Source organism: Streptomyces sp. NPDC006385, from assembly GCF_040612485.1.
Taxonomy (GTDB): Bacteria; Actinomycetota; Actinomycetes; order Streptomycetales; family Streptomycetaceae; genus Streptomyces.
Genome location: NZ_JBEXQG010000092.1, coordinates 1 through 14612, shown reverse-complemented (window position 1 = coordinate 14612; position 14612 = coordinate 1). Strand labels below are relative to the sequence as shown.

Below are 14612 nucleotides of genomic sequence, written 5' to 3'. Positions count from 1 at the left end.
CCTCTTACGTTTCCCGAATAGCGTGAGCCCATGTCAGCTCGTCATGTGTTCTGAGTCACTAAACCCGGGTGGTGAGGCAACCGCTTGCGGTGCCCAGCCGTCTACCAGGTAGCGAATGAGGCGATACGGGGGGAATATCCCATTGACTAGGGGGAAAAGTGACCGTCACGCAGCCTGATGTGACTGTGATCATCGGTGCGTACGAAGCGATGCCGTACCTGATCGAGTGCCTGGCGTCCGTCGAGGCGCAGACCATCGATCCGGAGCGCATCGAGGTCATCGCCGTCGACGACGGTTCCACGGACGGCACGGGACAGTGCCTGGAGGACTTCGCGGAGCGCGCGCCGATGCCGGTGACCGTCATCCGGCAGGAGAACTCCGGCGGCCCCAGCGGCCCGCGCAACGTCGGCCTGGGCAAGGCGGCCGGGCGTTACGTCTTCTTCCTGGACGCCGACGACCGGCTCGGCCCCGAGGCCCTGGAGCGCATGGTCGCGATGGCCGACAAGAACGGCACCGACGTCGTGCTCGGCCGGGTCGAGGGCGTCAACCGCACCGCGCCCAAGTCGATGTGGGGCAAGACGCTCGACCGTACCGACGTCTTCTCCTCGAACATCAAGTTCACGCTGAGCGCCCAGAAGCTGTTCCGCCGCGAGCTGCTGACCCGGCACCACATGCGCTTCGACGAGTCCCTGTGGACCGGCGAGGACGCGCTGTTCACCATGGAGGCCTATCTGCGGGCCGACGGCGTCTCCGTGGTCGCCGACTACACCTGCTACTACCTGGTGGGCCGCGACGACGGCAAGCACGTGACCAAGAGCGGCGGCTACACCCTGCGCTTCGACTCCGCGCGCGCCCTGATGAACCTGATAGCCGAGCACATACCCGCCGGCGACCGGCGCGACCAGCTCATGGTGCGGCCCTTCCTCATCACCCTGCTGCCGCAGTTCGGGCCCAAGTACGCCAAGGACAGCGAGAAGGTCAGGCGACACAAGCTCGAACTGGCGAAGCCCCTCATGGACGCCTACTGGACCCCGGGCATCGCCCGCCGCCTCAAGGTGGACGAGCGCCTGCGGCTGCACCTGGTCGCCGAGCAGCGCCCGGAACTCCTGCTGCCCGTCGTGGAGTTCATCAAGTCCAAGAAGCAGGCGGCGGCCCTCCTGGAGAAGAAGGGCCGCCGTGTCTACCTCGCCTACCCGCACTTCAGGGACGCGGCGGCGGGAATACCCGACTCCGTGTACCTCGCCGAACCGCGCGAGGCCCGCGCCTTCCCCGGGTACCGGGAGGCCGGCACCAACTCGTTCCTGCGGCGGGCGGTGCGCAAGGCGCGACGGATGCTGCGCTCGGGCGGGGCTACGCCGGGTGGGCGGGCTGCTGCGGCGTGACGGACCGGCGCTGGTCCGGGATCGACGCCGGGAGCTCGGCCGGGAGCTCGGCGGCCAGCCGCTCCGCCATCCGCGTCCGGTGCTCCCGCGCCGCCGAACACAGCGCCTGAACGGCCTCGTTGAAGCACGCCTGTGACGTCGGCTCGTCCGGGCCCAGCAGGTGTCGCTTCAGCTCCGCCCGCGCTTGGACCAGTTCGTCCTTCTCGGGATGCCGCACCGCGTCCAGCAGCTCCGGCACCCCGGCCGCGTCCGGCGTCAGCACGGTCGCCGCGCGCACGGTCGGGAAGGTCTTGCGGAACACGTCCTCCGCGAGGCCGCTGGTGTTCGCCACCGCGTACGGCTTTCCGCTGGCCAGGAAGTCGCTGATCACGCTCGACACATCGCTGATGAGCAGATCGGCGACGTTGAAGCAGGCGTACAGGGTGGGCCGGGCGGCCGTGACGACCTGGTGCTCCCACTGCGGCAACGACGCCCAGTACGCCTCTTCCCATGCCTCCGTCGCCCGCGCCACCGCCTCGGCCCGCCCCGGCTCCGGCGCCCCCTGCAGCAGCATCCGCTCCACCTGATCGGCGCCCGACCGGACGTCCGTCGTGGTGAGGCGGTCCAACTCCTGCGTCAGCAGGGCGAGTTCGCCGGTGTCACGCGGCCGCTCGCCCGTCCGCTCCCGGTTCGCCGCCCGGATCAGCTCGCGGATGCGCAGATCTGCCGCGCCCGCCCGCGGATCCACCGACCCCGTCAGCGGATGCGGCTTGTACAGCAGCCGTACGCCCGGGTCCGCGAGCAGCGCCCGTACGAGGTTCTCGCCGGCCTCGATCACCGACGTGTTGCCCGGGTTGCCGTCCCAGCCCTCCCAGGTCGGCGCGTAGAGCACGGTCACGCACGCGCCGCTCGGCGGACCCGCGTACGGCCGTACGGCATCCAGCTGCGGGCGGCCGATCTCCACCACGTCCTTGTCCTCGACGCCGACCTCGGCATACGCATACCGCTCACGCGCCGCCGGACCGGCCACCCACACCTCGTCGTAGGCCTTCGCGTACGGGTTGCAGGACGACAGCTTGTCGCTCTCCCCGTGGTTGACGAACGTGTGCTTGAGCGTGGGGATGCGCAGGACCTGGGAGGTCTTGCCGGAGTTCGAGGGGTGGATGAGGACCTGGAGCGTGGACTGCTCCAGGCGCATCAGGGTGGACACCTTCGGCAGGCACAGGATCGGGACGTCGGTCGGGGCGATCTTCGGCACCATGAACCGTTCGCGCAGCACGATCAGCGGACGGCCGTCCAGCTTCGCGAGCGGCTCCAGCCACATGTTCGCCTGGTACGCCGAGGAGGCGCCGCCGGAGAAGTACAGGCCGACCGTCGGCCGGTACTCCGCCAGCCAGGCGTCGAGCCAGTCCAGCGCCTCCTGCTCGCCGGCCGGGCGCCGGCTCGGCAGCAGTCGTACGAGAAGGTCGTACAGGCCCAGCAGGGCGAGTCCGAGGGAGAGCGCGATGCCGAGGGCCGCGCAGCGCGGGTCGTCGAGGGCCGCCGTGGTCAGCAGGCCGGCCGTGGCCGGGAGGCCGAAGACCAGCAGGCGGTCGCCGGGGCGGCGCAGCAGTTGGGGCGGGGCGGGGGAGAGGCGCAGCGCGGAGGCGTCGATGTTGCGGGTGACCACCGGCAGGGTGCGGGTGCGGCGGACCAGGACGGAGAGCGCCTGGATCGCGCAGTGCAGCGCGTAGAAGGCGAGGAGGCCCGCGACCAGCGGGGCGTACACCGTCTCCCGCTGCTGCTCGCCCAGCCGCAGCAGACCCACCACCAGCAGCAGGTCCCGCAGCACGTGCCGCGCGGTGATGTCCGCGTGCGACTTGGCGAACACCGACAGCATGCCGCGCTGCCAGCGGTACAGCGCGCCCTCCATGGCCAGTGACGTGACCGTCGCCGCGAGCAGCAGCGGGACGTGCGGACGCAGCGCCGCCACGGCCTGGGCGCCGAAGGCCGCGACCAGGAGGGCCGTGACGAGCGCTCTCGCCGGGATACGGGACAGAGGTGTGGGCAACGGGGTCACTCCAAGGTCGGCGCGGATGTCGTGCGTCCGGGTTAACGCGCGCCTGCCTGCAGACGACACGCGCGTGTCCTGGAGCCTTGGAGTCACCGGGGGCTCTGGGAAGCGCGCGGGCCGGTTCGCAGGCGCTTCGCGTCGCGGCCGGGCCCGGTCCCCCGGGCAACCGGCACGGCTTTTTCACCGTGTGCGACACGTGAGCAAACCGTCACCGCCCGGCTGTCCGGGGGCTGGAATCCCCGCGCGCGGCACGATCCGCTTCGCGTAGATTGCCGAGCAGGGAACCGGACGCACGCGAGGGGAAACAGCACAGGTGGCAGGGGTAAGGCAGGGTGTCCGCGAGGCCCGCAGAATCGTCGTCAAGGTGGGCTCCTCGTCGCTGACCACCGCGTCGGGCGGCCTGGACGCCGACCGTGTCGACGCGCTCGTCGACGTCCTCGCCAAGAGCCGCAGCGGCGGGGAGAAGGAGATCGTCCTCGTCTCCTCGGGTGCCATCGCCGCCGGGCTCGCCCCGCTGGGCCTGCGCCGGCGCCCCAAGGACCTGGCCCGCCAGCAGGCCGCCGCCAGCGTCGGCCAGGGACTCCTCGTCGCCCGCTACACCGCCTCCTTCGCGCGCTACGGCGTCCGGGTCGGCCAGGTGCTGCTCACCAGCGACGACATGAGCCGCCGCGCCCACCACCGCAACGCCTCCCGCACCCTCGACAAACTGCTGGCGATGGGCGCCTTCCCGATCGTCAACGAGAACGACACCGTCGCCACCGACGAGATCCGCTTCGGCGACAACGACCGCCTCGCCGCCCTGGTGGCCCATCTGGTGCGGGCGGATCTGCTGGTGCTGCTGTCCGACGTGGACGGCGTGTACGACGGCGACCCCAGCAAGCCGGGGACCTCGCGGATAGCGGAGGTACGGGGCCCCGAGGACCTCGCGCACGTCGAGATCGGCAGCGCGGGCAAGGCCGGGGTCGGCACCGGTGGCATGGTCACCAAGGTCGAGGCCGCCCGGATCGCGGCCGCGGCCGGCATCCCCGTGGTCCTGACCAGCGCCATCCACGCGGCCGAGGGGCTCGCCGGCGGGGACACCGGAACCTACTTCCACGCCACCGGCAAGCGTTCCGCCGACCGGCTGCTGTGGCTGCAGCACGCGTCCACCCCGCAGGGCTCGCTGACGCTGGACGACGGCGCGGTACGGGCGGTCGTCGAACGCCGCAAGTCGCTGCTGCCGGCCGGGATCGCCGCCGTGGAGGGCGAGTTCAGCGCGGGCGACCCGGTCGAGCTCCGCGACGGAGCGGGGCGCGCGGTCGCACGCGGCCTCGTCAACTTCGACGCCAAGGAGATCCCGCAACTGCTGGGACGGTCGACGCGGGAACTGGCGCGGGAGCTGGGGGCGGAGTACGAGCGGGAGGTCGTCCACCGGGACGACTTGGTGGTCCTGGAACCCTGAGGGCCATGTCCTGCTGGGGGCCGACCCCCGGACCCCCGGCCGAAAACGGGGGGAACGCCCTGTCAAACAAGTCGCCCTGAGGTGGACGTTCCGCGCTGCTTCGTCCCGGGGGCCGACCCCCGGACCCCCAGCCGAAAACGGGGGGAACGCCCTGTCAAACAAGTCGCCCTGAGGTGGACGTTCCGCAAAATCGGCCCGCGAGCCCTTGCAAGCCTGCTCAACTTTGTCTCAGGGACACATTCCGCACGACCACCGAGTCGGTCACTGCGTTAAGGAGGCCGTCGTGAGACGAGTGCGCCCTGGGACGGCGTCCCGCAGTGCCGGTGGGACCTCGTCCCGTGCGGCCGGTGAGGAGCGCGCCTTGACGAGCGTCGCGGCCGGCGACCGGTACGAGGAGCCCAAGGACCTGCCCCGTCTGTGGCACGTCACCCTCAGCGTCTCCGGCAAGGAGGCCCCGCTGAAGGAGGTGCGGCGTGCGCTCGAGCAGCTCGCCCACGATCACCCCTTTCTGCTGACCAGCAGATACGCCAACGATCACGCCGAGATCCGCTACTGGGAAGAGGCCCGCGACCTGCACGACGCGGCCGCGGTGGCCCTGCGCCTGTGGGGCGAGCACCGGCAGAGCGCCGGACTGCCGCCCTGGGAGATCGTCGGCCTGGAGGTCATCGACCGCGAGACCTACCACCAGCGCATCGCGGAAGGCTACGGCCCGCTGCCGGCGACCCCGGTGGGCGTCCACCCCTTTTGAGCATCTTGGGTGGCGTGTGGGCTTGTCTCGGGGTTTGGGATGAGCGAAGGGGGAGCCTGGCAGGCGCACTACCCTTCTTTTCATGACCTCGCTTTCGCCGTACGACGCCATGTCCCCGGTCACCCAGGCCGCCTACCGCGCCAAAGCCGCCGCCGCCGACCTCGCCCCGCTGCCGCGGGCCGAGAAGGACGACGCGCTGCTCGCCATCGCGGACGCCCTGGAGGTCCGTACGAGTGAAATCGTCGAGGCCAACGCCAAGGACATCGCCAAGGCCCGCGAGGCCGGCACCAGCGAGGCGATCATCGACCGGCTGACCCTGACCCCGGAGCGGGTGCGGGCCATCGCCTCCGACGTGCGCGACGTCGTCGCGCTGCCCGACCCGGTCGGCGAGGTCGTCCGCGGCTCCACCCTCCCGAACGGCATCGACCTGCGCCAGGTCCGCGTCCCGCTGGGCGTCGTCGGGATCATCTACGAGGCCCGCCCGAACGTCACCGTCGACGCCGCCGCCCTCTGCCTGAAGTCCGGCAACGCCGTGCTGCTGCGCGGCTCGGCCTCGGCGTACGAGTCGAACACCGCCCTCGTCCGGGTGATCCGCGACGCCGTCGGCGGCGCCGGGCTGCCCGCCGACGCCGTGCAGCTGGTGCCCGGGGAGAGCCGCGAGAGCGTGCGCGAGCTGATGCGGGCCCGTGGTTTGGTCGACGTGCTGATCCCGCGCGGCGGCGCCTCGCTGATCCAGACCGTCGTCTCGGAGTCGATCGTCCCGGTCATCGAGACCGGCACCGGCAACTGTCACGTCTACGTCGACGCCCACGCCGACCTCGACATGGCGATCGAGATCCTGATCAACTCCAAGGCCCATCGCGTCAGCGTCTGCAACGCCGCCGAGACGCTGCTGGTCCACCAGGACATCGCCCCCGAGTTCCTGCCGCGCGCGCTGGACGCCCTCGCGGAGGCCGGGGTGACCGTGCACGCCGACGAGCGGGTGCTGGCGTATGCCAAGGACTCCAAGGCGACCGTCGTCGAGGCCACGGCGGAGGACTGGGAGACCGAGTACCTGTCGTACGACATCGCCGCCGCGGTCGTGGACTCCCTGGACAAGGCCGTGGAGCACATCCGGCTGTGGACCTCCGGTCACACCGAGGCCATCGTGACGACCTCGCAGCAGGCCGCCCGCCGCTTCACCCAGCTGGTCGACTCGACGACGGTCGCGGTGAACGCCTCCACCCGCTTCACCGACGGCGGCCAGTTCGGCTTCGGCGCGGAGATCGGCATCTCCACGCAGAAGCTGCACGCCCGCGGGCCGATGGGCCTGCCGGAGCTGACGAGCACGAAGTACATCGTCACGGGGGACGGGCACGTCCGGCGCTGAGCCTGAGCCTGAGTGCGGGTTCCCTTGCCGAGGGGCGCGCTCTCGCTGTGCGGGGGCGCGTCGCAGGGCCGGGGGCGCAGGGCGCGCGGCCAGGGCATATGCGTCCGACACGCGCCCCCGTCTGCGTCCGTGCCGCAGCCGAGGTCTCACAAGGCGGATGAATTTCCCTACCGTCTGCCCAAATTGACCCCCCAGGACTACTCTGGAGTCGTGCCGGAGGACGTGGGGGGCACGCCGTTCCCTGACGGCTGGGAGCCCGACGACGACCACGACCGCGGGGTGTCGGACGAAGAGTTCGCCTCCGTGGTCTTCGACGAGGCATTCGTACGGGCGGCCGTGGTGCACGAGCCGACCGCCGTCGAGCGCCTCCTGGCCGCCGCCCAGGCGAGAGCGGAGGCCTCCGAGGCGGAAGCGCGCCGGGCGCACGGCCGGGGCGAGCGGTACGACGACGGGTACGGCCCCGACGGCCGCACCGCTTTCGGCCATGATCCGGAACTCGACGACCTGGACGACCCGGACATCCTCGAGGACCGCTACGGCGCTCCCGGGACGTACGGCAAGCCGGTCCGCTGGCACCGTCCCGTCGCCTGGGTGCTCGCCCTGGTGATGGGGATCGGCATGGTCGCGCTGGCCTTCACGGCGGTCTATCGCGGCGCCTCCTCCAACAGCCGGGACCAGATCACTCCGCCCACGTCCACCGGGCTCGAACAGGGTGGCGGAGTGACTCCCTCGGCCTCCGCCGACTACTCCCAGCCGGCCGTCCCCGCGATCCCGCGCACGCCCTGAACAGAGCCGGACCGAGGGCCTGAACAGCGCTGAGAGCCGCCCTGCCGACTTGGTGAGAACCTGTCAGAACTTGTCGTGTACCAGGGCGTTTACCCGAGCTCCCGGCGACCTACTCTGAAGATATGGGAGGGCCTGGAGACCCACCTGAGGGGACACCCGAGGGCGGCCCCGGAGGTGGCGAGGACGAATACCGATCCGTCGTCTTCGACGAGTCGTTCGTCCGCGCTGCCCGCCTCCAGGAGTTCTCCGCGCAGGAGCGCCTGGCCGACCACGCGCCCGCCGTCCGCCGCCGCCCACCCATGCGCCGGGGGCTGTCCCGGCAGGCGCTGATCCTGGTCCTGTTGATCGCCGTGGCCTTCGGTACGGCGATCTACATGGGTGTACGGCATCCCTATCAGAACCCGGCGAGCTCCGGGCCGCCCGCCGAGCCCCTGCGGATGACCGTCATCCCGCTCTCCCCCCAGGGCAAGGTGCCCGGAGCGAGCGACACCGACCAACTGTTCGCGCACAGTCCCGCCGCGCAGTTCCGGATCGGCGCGAAGGGCATCCCGCTGCCGGCCGCGCGGCGCACCGCGCACTTCTCCGACAGCCAGGTGACGACCGCGCTCAGCATCGCGAAGGACTACATCGTGCGGTCCTCGCTGGATCCCGAGGTGCTCACCGGAGAGCAGGTCCGCCCGGTGCGGGTGCTGCTCGACCCCGACCAACTCGACCAGTTCGATCAGAGCTTCAGCCATCCGGCCGCGGACGGCCGGCATGCGCCGACCGGGTGGCTCGTTCGCTTCGACCCCGCCCAGGCCGAGCTCGCCGACCGCAAGATCCGCGTCCAGGGGACGCTCTCCGCCGCCGAGACCGACTCCGCCACGCTCGAGGTCACGGCGGACCACACGCTCGTCTACGCCCTGCGGCCCGCCGACGCGGAGAAGGCCGGCGAGGCGTCGCTGTTCACCGTCCGGCGTGAACTGCACTTCCGCTTCGACCGTGACGACCTGCGGCTGCACCAGGCGCAGCTGGTCGTGTCCTACGTCCAGGCCGGACCGCTGTCCTGCGCGGACGACCCCACCAACCGGCTGCGTCCGCTGCTCGCCGGGCAGACCGCCAAGGCGGGCGGTCCGGCGGGGACGGATCCCTACGCCACGGGCGGGGCGACGGCTCTGTGCGGGTCGCTGGCGGCGGGGGCCCAGCCGAAGGTGTGAGCCGGGGCGGCGCCCCGGAGGGGCGGCGTTCTGCGCCCGTCAGCCCTTTCCTCAGCCCTTGTCCTCAGCCCTTGTCCTCGCGGTTGTCGTCCCCGCGGTCGCCCGGCGAGTCGTCGTCCCGGCGCGGCTCGTCCCTCGGGGGCGTGCTCGTGAAGCCGCCGAAACCGCGCCGCACCCGGCCGCCCAGGTCCCCGGCGCCGCCGGCGATGTCCGTGACCAGCTTCATCAGCGGGTCCTTGGAGGACTTCACATGGGTGGCGTAGTGGGACGCCGACTCGCGGAAGGAGTCCGTCACCGACGTGTCCTTGTCCTCCGAGCGACGCGGGTAGTGGCCGTCCATGATCCGCTGGTGGTCGCGGGACTCGGCCCACTTCTTCAGCTCGGCCGCGCGGACCGTGGTGAAGGGGTGCGAGCGGGGCAGGACGTTCAGGATCTTCAGGACCGAGTCGCGCAGGTCGCCGCCCGCCTCGTACTCCTCGGCCTGCTTCAGGAACGCGTCCACGTTCATCTGGTGCAGATGGTGGCCGCCCGCGAGCTTCATCAGGCCGCGCATCGAGGCATGGATGTCCTGGCCGACGAGCAGGCCCGCCCGGTCCGCGGACAGCTCCGACTTGCGGAACCACTCCCGCAGCGCCGTCACGATCGCCATGATCGCGATGTTGCCCAGCGGGATCCAGGCGACCCGGACCGCCAGGCTGGTCAGGAACAGCAGGATCGTGCGGTACACCGAGTGGCCGGAGAGGGCGTGGCCCACCTCGTGGCCGATCACCGCCCGCATCTCCTCCTCGTCGAGCAGCTCCACCACGCCCGTCGTGACCACGATGATCGGCTCGTCCAGGCCGATGCACATCGCGTTCGGCTGCGGGTCCTGGTTGACGTACATCGGCGGGACCTTCTCCAGGTCCAGGATGTAACAGGCGTCCCGCAGCATGTCGTTGAGGTGCGCGAACTGCTGGTCCGACACCCGCACCGAGTCGGACAGGAACAGCAGCCTGAGGCTGCGCTCGGGCAGCAGGCCGCTCAGGGCCTTGAAGACCGTGTCGAAGCCGCTGAGCTTGCGCAGGGCCACCAGGGCCGAGCGGTCCGCCGGGTGCTCGTACGCACGCGAGGAGATCCCCGGGAAACGCCTGCGCTGCCTGCTCGGCACGTTCTCCCGCCCGCTGTGCTCGTGGCCTTCGGACATGTCTTCCCCCATGTGCGTGAGTGTGGCCCTTTGCGGACCCTTGTGCGGTCCTTTTGTGGTCCTTTGCGCCCCCGAAGCAGAGCCCAGCCTAGGCGGAGTTACCGTGGACGGGCACTACAGCGAAGGAGTTCCGCGCCATGGAGCACAATCCCGCAGTCGCTTGGCTCACCGAGGCCGCGAGCGCGGCCGAGCAGCAGGGGGCGGGGAATCTGCTCCGGGTCGTGCTGATCGTGATGGTCGTGGGCTGTGTGCTGACCGCGTGGTTCCTGTTGCGGGGCTACAGGCGGAAGGACGAATGAGCGCCCGGGAAGGTTCCCCGTGGGCCCGCGGAGGTCGTCCGACGGTGGAGTCGGCGTGATCGCCGTCATGGCGCCCGCTTACCATGAGCCGACATCTTTATCCCGCCCACACCCGATAGGTCACGCCGAAGATGAGCTTCCACAGCGCAGCTGCCCAGTTGGTCACCCTCGCCGCCGAGGGCGAGGAGCACGGTGGCAACCACGAGAGCCTCAGCCCGCTGGTCACCGGGGGTGGCGCGTTCCTCGCCCTGATGCTCCTGCTGTGGATCACCACCCGCTTCAACCGCGACCGCTGAGCCCTGACCAGCGGCTTCCCGGCCCGCCCGGACAGCGGTCGGCCGGAGCCCTCAGGCGGGGCCGGTAGGGTCTGCACGCATGGGAGAGCAGGACATGCCTACCGGCCCCGGAAACGGCTCGTCGAGCCCCGGCAAACGCCGCCTCGGCGTCATGGGCGGAACGTTTGACCCGATCCACCACGGCCACCTCGTCGCGGCCAGTGAGGTCGCCGCACAGTTCCACCTCGACGAGGTCGTGTTCGTGCCGACCGGTCAGCCGTGGCAGAAAAGCCACCGGCACGTCTCCCCGGCCGAGGACCGCTACCTGATGACGGTCATCGCCACCGCCGAGAACCCGCAGTTCTCCGTCAGCCGCATCGACATCGACCGCGGCGGCCCGACGTACACCGTGGACACCCTGCGCGACCTGCGCGCCCTCAACCCCGACACCGACCTCTTCTTCATCACCGGCGCCGACGCCCTCGCCCAGATCCTGACCTGGCGGGACTCGGAGGAACTCTTCTCCCTCGCGCACTTCATCGGGGTCACCCGGCCCGGTCATCACCTCGACGACACCGGTCTCCCGGAGGGCGGCGTCTCGTTGGTCGAGGTACCCGCGCTGGCCATCTCGTCCACCGATTGCCGCGCGAGAGTCGCGAAGGGCGACCCCATCTGGTATCTGGTGCCGGACGGAGTCGTGCGCTACATCGACAAGCGCGAGCTGTACCGCGGCGAATGAGGCGAGTGAGCCGAGAGGGGCGACGGTGAACGACCGATACGACGCGGGGTACGGGGCCGACCAGTACGAACTCGTCGGCTACGACGAGTACGGGCAGCCGGTGTACCGACAGATCCCGCCGCAGCAACAGCCGCCCCAGCAGGAGTACGACTCCTACGCCCAGCAGGGCTACGGCTACGACCCGTACGCGACCGGCCGGCAGCAGCAGATGCCGCCGTACGACCCCTACGAGGCCGGCGACACCGGCCGGCAGCCGCCCACGCCCGCCTACGACCCGTACGGCACCGGAACGCACCAGCAGCAGGCCGGCGCGCACTCACCGCCGTACGACCCCTACGGCCGTACCGCGACCAGCGGTCAGCAGCACCGCGTCGCCGAGCAGACCGCCTACATCCCGCACCAGGCCGGACCGGTCGAGGAACCGCAGGCCCAGGACCGGGGTGAACGGGACTACCGCACCGAGCAGTTCGCCTTCGTCGAGGAGCCCGACTCGGACTCCGAGGACGTCATCGACTGGCTGAAGTTCACCGAGAACCGCACCGAGCGCCGCGAGGAGGCCCGGCGACGGGCACGCGCGCGTGTGATCGCCCTCGCGGTCGTCCTGTCGCTCGTCGCGGTCGGCGGCGTCGGCTACCTCTGGTACGCGGGGAAGCTGCCCGGGCTGTCGTCGTCGGACGACAAGACCGGCACCGGTACGCCCGTGAGCGCCCAGAAGCGGGACGTGATCGTGGTCCATCTGCACAACACCAAGAACGGCGGCACCTCCACGGCCCTGCTCGTCGACAACACCACCACCAAGCAGGGCACCACCGTCCTGCTGCCCAACTCCCTCGCCCTGACCGGCGACGACGGCACCACGACCACCCTGGCCAAGTCGGTCGACGACGACGGCTCCTCCGGGACGCGCGACGCGATCGACACCGTGCTCGGCACCGAGATCCAGGGCACCTGGCGCCTGGACACCCCGTACCTGCAGAACCTCGTCGACCTGGTCGGCAACATCGAGGTCGACACCGACACCGACGTGCCCGACCCCGACGCCAAGTCCAAGGGCGCCGCGCCCCTCGTACGCAAGGGCAAGGCGCAGACCCTGAGCGGCAAGATGGCCGTCGCCTACGCCACCTACCGCGTCCCGGGCGAAGCCCAGAACGCCCAGCTGGAGCGGTTCGGGCAGGTCATGCAGGCCGTACTGCGCAAGATGACCTCGGACACGCAGGGCGCGACCGTCACCATCCAGACGCTGGGCATGATCATCGAGCCCCCGCTGACCGACAAGGACCTCGGCGCCTTCCTCGCCAGGCTCGCCGACCTCGCCAAGGGCGGCGACTACAAGACCGCCATGCTGCCCGTCCAGGGCGACGGCGCACTGAGCGCCCAGGCGAGCGCCAGTGTCGTCAAGGACGTCCTCGGCGGCACCGCCAAGAGCCCCGACAAGGACGCGGCCGTCCGGGTGTCCGTCCGCAACGCCAGCGGCGTGAAGGACAACACCGACAAGGTCCGGGTGGTGCTGCTGAACGGCGGCTTCACCTTCCTGGAGGGCGGCACCGCCGGCACCGCGGCCACCTCCGAGGTCGTCTACTCCGACGCCGGCGACAAGGAGAACGCCACCGAGGTCGCCAAGACCCTGGGGCTGCCCTCCGGCGCCGTCACCAAGGGCGAAGTGTCCGGGAACGCGGACGTCACGGTGGTCCTGGGCCAGGACTACGCGCCGTCGACCTCCTAACAGGCGCGGGCAGCGGCCGGGGCACCCCGCGTGAGCCGATAATCACGTGGGGTGCTGTCGGCGGTCCGTGAGACCCTTGATGTCAAGTGTCCGCCGACCGAAAGCCTTGTAGTGACCGCAACCGACCGTTCCCTTGAGCTCGTCAACACCGCCGCCCAGGCGGCCGCCGACAAGCTCGCGCACGACATCATCGCCTACGACGTCAGCGACGTGCTGTCGATCACGGACGCCTTCCTGCTGGCCTCCGCACCCAACGACCGCCAGGTCAAGTCGATCGTCGACGAGATCGAGGAGCGGCTCCTGAAGGAGCTCGGCGCCAAGCCGGTGCGCCGCGAGGGCGACCGCGAGGCCCGCTGGGTGCTGCTCGACTACGTCGACATCGTCGTGCACGTCCAGCACAGCGAGGAGCGGGTCTTCTACGCCCTGGAGCGGCTGTGGAAGGACTGCCCCGAGCTTGAGCTCCCCGAGGACGCCAAGGCCACCCGGGGCAAGGCCGCGGAGCACGCCAAGCTCCAGGCCGCCGAGGAGGCGGCCGAACTGGGCGGTGAGTGGCGGTGAGCTCCTTCAGCGAGGCCGCCAGGCCCGGACGGGGCCGCCGCGTCATCCTGTGGCGGCACGGCCAGACCTCCTGGAACGTGGAGCGCCGCTTCCAGGGCACCACGGACGTCGCCCTCACCGAGGCCGGCGCCGCCCAGGCCCGCCGCGCCGCCCGGCTGCTCGCGGGCCTCAAGCCCGACGCGATCATCGCCTCCGACCTCCAGCGCGCCGCCCACACGGCGGCCGAGCTCGCCACGCTCACCGGCCTCGACGTGACCCACGACGAGGGCCTGCGCGAGACCTACGCGGGCGTCTGGCAGGGCCTGACGCACGACGAGATCATCGCGCGGTACGGCGAGGAGTACGCCGCCTGGAAGCGCGGTGAGCCGGTGCGCCGCGGTGGCGGCGAACTGGAGACCGAGGTCGCCGACCGCGCCGCGCCGGTGGTGCTCCGGCACGCCGAGAAGCTGCCCGACGACGGCACGCTCGTCGTCGTCAGCCACGGCGGCACGATCCGTACGACCATCGGCCGCCTCATCGGCCTGGAGGCCCGGTTCTGGGAGAGCCTCGGCGGGCTCTCCAACTGCTGCTGGTCCGTCCTGGGCGAGGGCGCCCGCGGCTGGCGCCTGCTGGAGCACAACGCCGGCACGCTCCCGGAGCCGGTGCTCGGCGACGACGACTGACGCCGGGGTCCCGTCCGGGGCGGCACGGGACCCGGATTTCACTTTCTGGCAGGTCGCAGGCTAAAGTTCTTCTTGTTCGCCCCGCCGAGCGGGGGCCGGAACACGGGGCTATAGCTCAGTTGGTAGAGCGCCTGCATGGCATGCAGGAGGTCAGGAGTTCAATTCTCCTTAGCTCCACAGCGAGACAACAAGATCCCGCCGATCGCTTCGATCGGCGGG

At 70.9% G+C, this 14612-nt stretch carries 14 protein-coding genes and 1 tRNA gene; 13 read left to right on the top strand and 2 right to left on the bottom strand.

The annotated features are described in order from the left end of the window. The first annotated feature begins 158 nt into the window (after nucleotides 1–158). Nucleotides 159–1382 carry a glycosyltransferase gene (locus ABZ078_RS39435; protein ID WP_356583355.1) on the top strand — a complete coding sequence of 408 codons (1224 nt, stop codon included), beginning with the start codon at nucleotides 159–161 and terminating at the stop codon, nucleotides 1380–1382. Here ABZ078_RS39435 and ABZ078_RS39430 read toward each other — a convergent pair. After that, nucleotides 1351–3411 (bottom strand): hypothetical protein, encoded by a 2061-nt coding sequence (locus ABZ078_RS39430; RefSeq protein WP_356583354.1) that lies wholly within the window; start codon nucleotides 3409–3411, stop codon nucleotides 1351–1353. The two genes, ABZ078_RS39435 and ABZ078_RS39430, sit on opposite strands and share 32 nt — an antisense overlap. A gap of 316 nt (nucleotides 3412–3727) precedes the next feature. Between ABZ078_RS39430 and proB the strand changes: the two genes are divergently transcribed. The 5 genes from proB (at nucleotide 3728) to ABZ078_RS39405 (ending at nucleotide 8954) form a co-directional block, all read left to right on the top strand. Beyond that, nucleotides 3728–4855, top strand: coding sequence for a glutamate 5-kinase (gene proB, locus ABZ078_RS39425; RefSeq protein ID WP_356583353.1), 1128 nt, complete (start codon nucleotides 3728–3730; stop codon nucleotides 4853–4855). A gap of 292 nt (nucleotides 4856–5147) precedes the next feature. After that, entirely contained in the window at nucleotides 5148–5603 is a 456-nt protein-coding gene (locus ABZ078_RS39420; RefSeq protein ID WP_356583361.1) for a hypothetical protein, read from the top strand. A gap of 82 nt (nucleotides 5604–5685) precedes the next feature. Then, the gene (locus ABZ078_RS39415) at nucleotides 5686–6972 is read left to right on the top strand and encodes a glutamate-5-semialdehyde dehydrogenase (RefSeq protein ID WP_356583352.1); all 1287 of its coding nucleotides are present in this window, start codon (nucleotides 5686–5688) and stop codon (nucleotides 6970–6972) included. Nucleotides 6973–7155: 183 nt separating this feature from the next. After that, nucleotides 7156–7758 carry a hypothetical protein gene (locus ABZ078_RS39410; protein ID WP_356583351.1) on the top strand — a complete coding sequence of 201 codons (603 nt, stop codon included), beginning with the start codon at nucleotides 7156–7158 and terminating at the stop codon, nucleotides 7756–7758. A gap of 122 nt (nucleotides 7759–7880) precedes the next feature. Further along, nucleotides 7881–8954, top strand: a complete 1074-nt coding sequence (locus ABZ078_RS39405; protein ID WP_356583350.1) for a hypothetical protein — start codon at nucleotides 7881–7883, stop codon at nucleotides 8952–8954. A 64-nt stretch (nucleotides 8955–9018) separates the two neighbouring features. Here ABZ078_RS39405 and ABZ078_RS39400 read toward each other — a convergent pair whose 3' ends face one another. After that, on the bottom strand, nucleotides 9019–10149 hold the full coding sequence (locus tag ABZ078_RS39400; RefSeq protein WP_356583349.1) for a M48 family metallopeptidase: 1131 nt from the start codon (nucleotides 10147–10149) through the stop codon (nucleotides 9019–9021). Nucleotides 10150–10274: 125 nt separating this feature from the next. Between ABZ078_RS39400 and ABZ078_RS39395 the strand changes: the two genes are divergently transcribed. The 7 genes from ABZ078_RS39395 to ABZ078_RS39365 all read left to right on the top strand — a co-directional run bounded on the left by ABZ078_RS39395 (nucleotide 10275) and on the right by ABZ078_RS39365 (nucleotide 14570). Further along, entirely contained in the window at nucleotides 10275–10436 is a 162-nt protein-coding gene (locus ABZ078_RS39395; protein ID WP_356583348.1) for a hypothetical protein, read from the top strand. Between the two features lie 131 nt (nucleotides 10437–10567). Further along, the gene (locus ABZ078_RS39390; RefSeq protein ID WP_356583347.1) at nucleotides 10568–10732 is read left to right on the top strand and encodes a hypothetical protein; all 165 of its coding nucleotides are present in this window, start codon (nucleotides 10568–10570) and stop codon (nucleotides 10730–10732) included. Between the two features lie 79 nt (nucleotides 10733–10811). Beyond that, nucleotides 10812–11450, top strand: a complete 639-nt coding sequence (nadD, locus tag ABZ078_RS39385) for a nicotinate-nucleotide adenylyltransferase (protein ID WP_356583346.1) — start codon at nucleotides 10812–10814, stop codon at nucleotides 11448–11450. 25 nt (nucleotides 11451–11475) lie between these two features. Continuing rightward, on the top strand, nucleotides 11476–13173 hold the full coding sequence (locus tag ABZ078_RS39380) for an LCP family protein (protein WP_356583345.1): 1698 nt from the start codon (nucleotides 11476–11478) through the stop codon (nucleotides 13171–13173). A 111-nt stretch (nucleotides 13174–13284) separates the two neighbouring features. Beyond that, nucleotides 13285–13731: a ribosome silencing factor gene (gene rsfS / locus ABZ078_RS39375; protein WP_356583344.1), complete on the top strand. Its 447-nt coding sequence runs from the start codon at nucleotides 13285–13287 to the stop codon at nucleotides 13729–13731. Next, entirely contained in the window at nucleotides 13722–14393 is a 672-nt protein-coding gene (locus tag ABZ078_RS39370; protein WP_356583343.1) for a histidine phosphatase family protein, read from the top strand. Before rsfS ends, ABZ078_RS39370 begins: the two co-directional genes overlap by 10 nt. A 104-nt stretch (nucleotides 14394–14497) precedes the next feature. Then, nucleotides 14498–14570 (top strand) — tRNA-Ala (locus ABZ078_RS39365). Nucleotides 14571–14612 lie beyond the last annotated feature (42 nt).

Bases quoted from the DNA above. Each gene is read 5' to 3' on its own strand.
- ABZ078_RS39390 (WP_356583347.1), top strand. From the start codon at position 10,568: ATGAGCTTCCACAGCGCAGCTGCCCAGTTGGTCACCCTCGCCGCCGAG.
- ABZ078_RS39405 (WP_356583350.1), top strand. From the start codon at position 7,881: ATGGGAGGGCCTGGAGACCCACCTGAGGGGACACCCGAGGGCGGCCCC.
- ABZ078_RS39400 (WP_356583349.1), bottom strand. From the start codon at position 10,149: ATGGGGGAAGACATGTCCGAAGGCCACGAGCACAGCGGGCGGGAGAAC.
- ABZ078_RS39415 (WP_356583352.1), top strand. From the start codon at position 5,686: ATGACCTCGCTTTCGCCGTACGACGCCATGTCCCCGGTCACCCAGGCC.
- ABZ078_RS39395 (WP_356583348.1), top strand. From the start codon at position 10,275: ATGGAGCACAATCCCGCAGTCGCTTGGCTCACCGAGGCCGCGAGCGCG.
- nadD (WP_356583346.1), top strand. From the start codon at position 10,812: ATGGGAGAGCAGGACATGCCTACCGGCCCCGGAAACGGCTCGTCGAGC.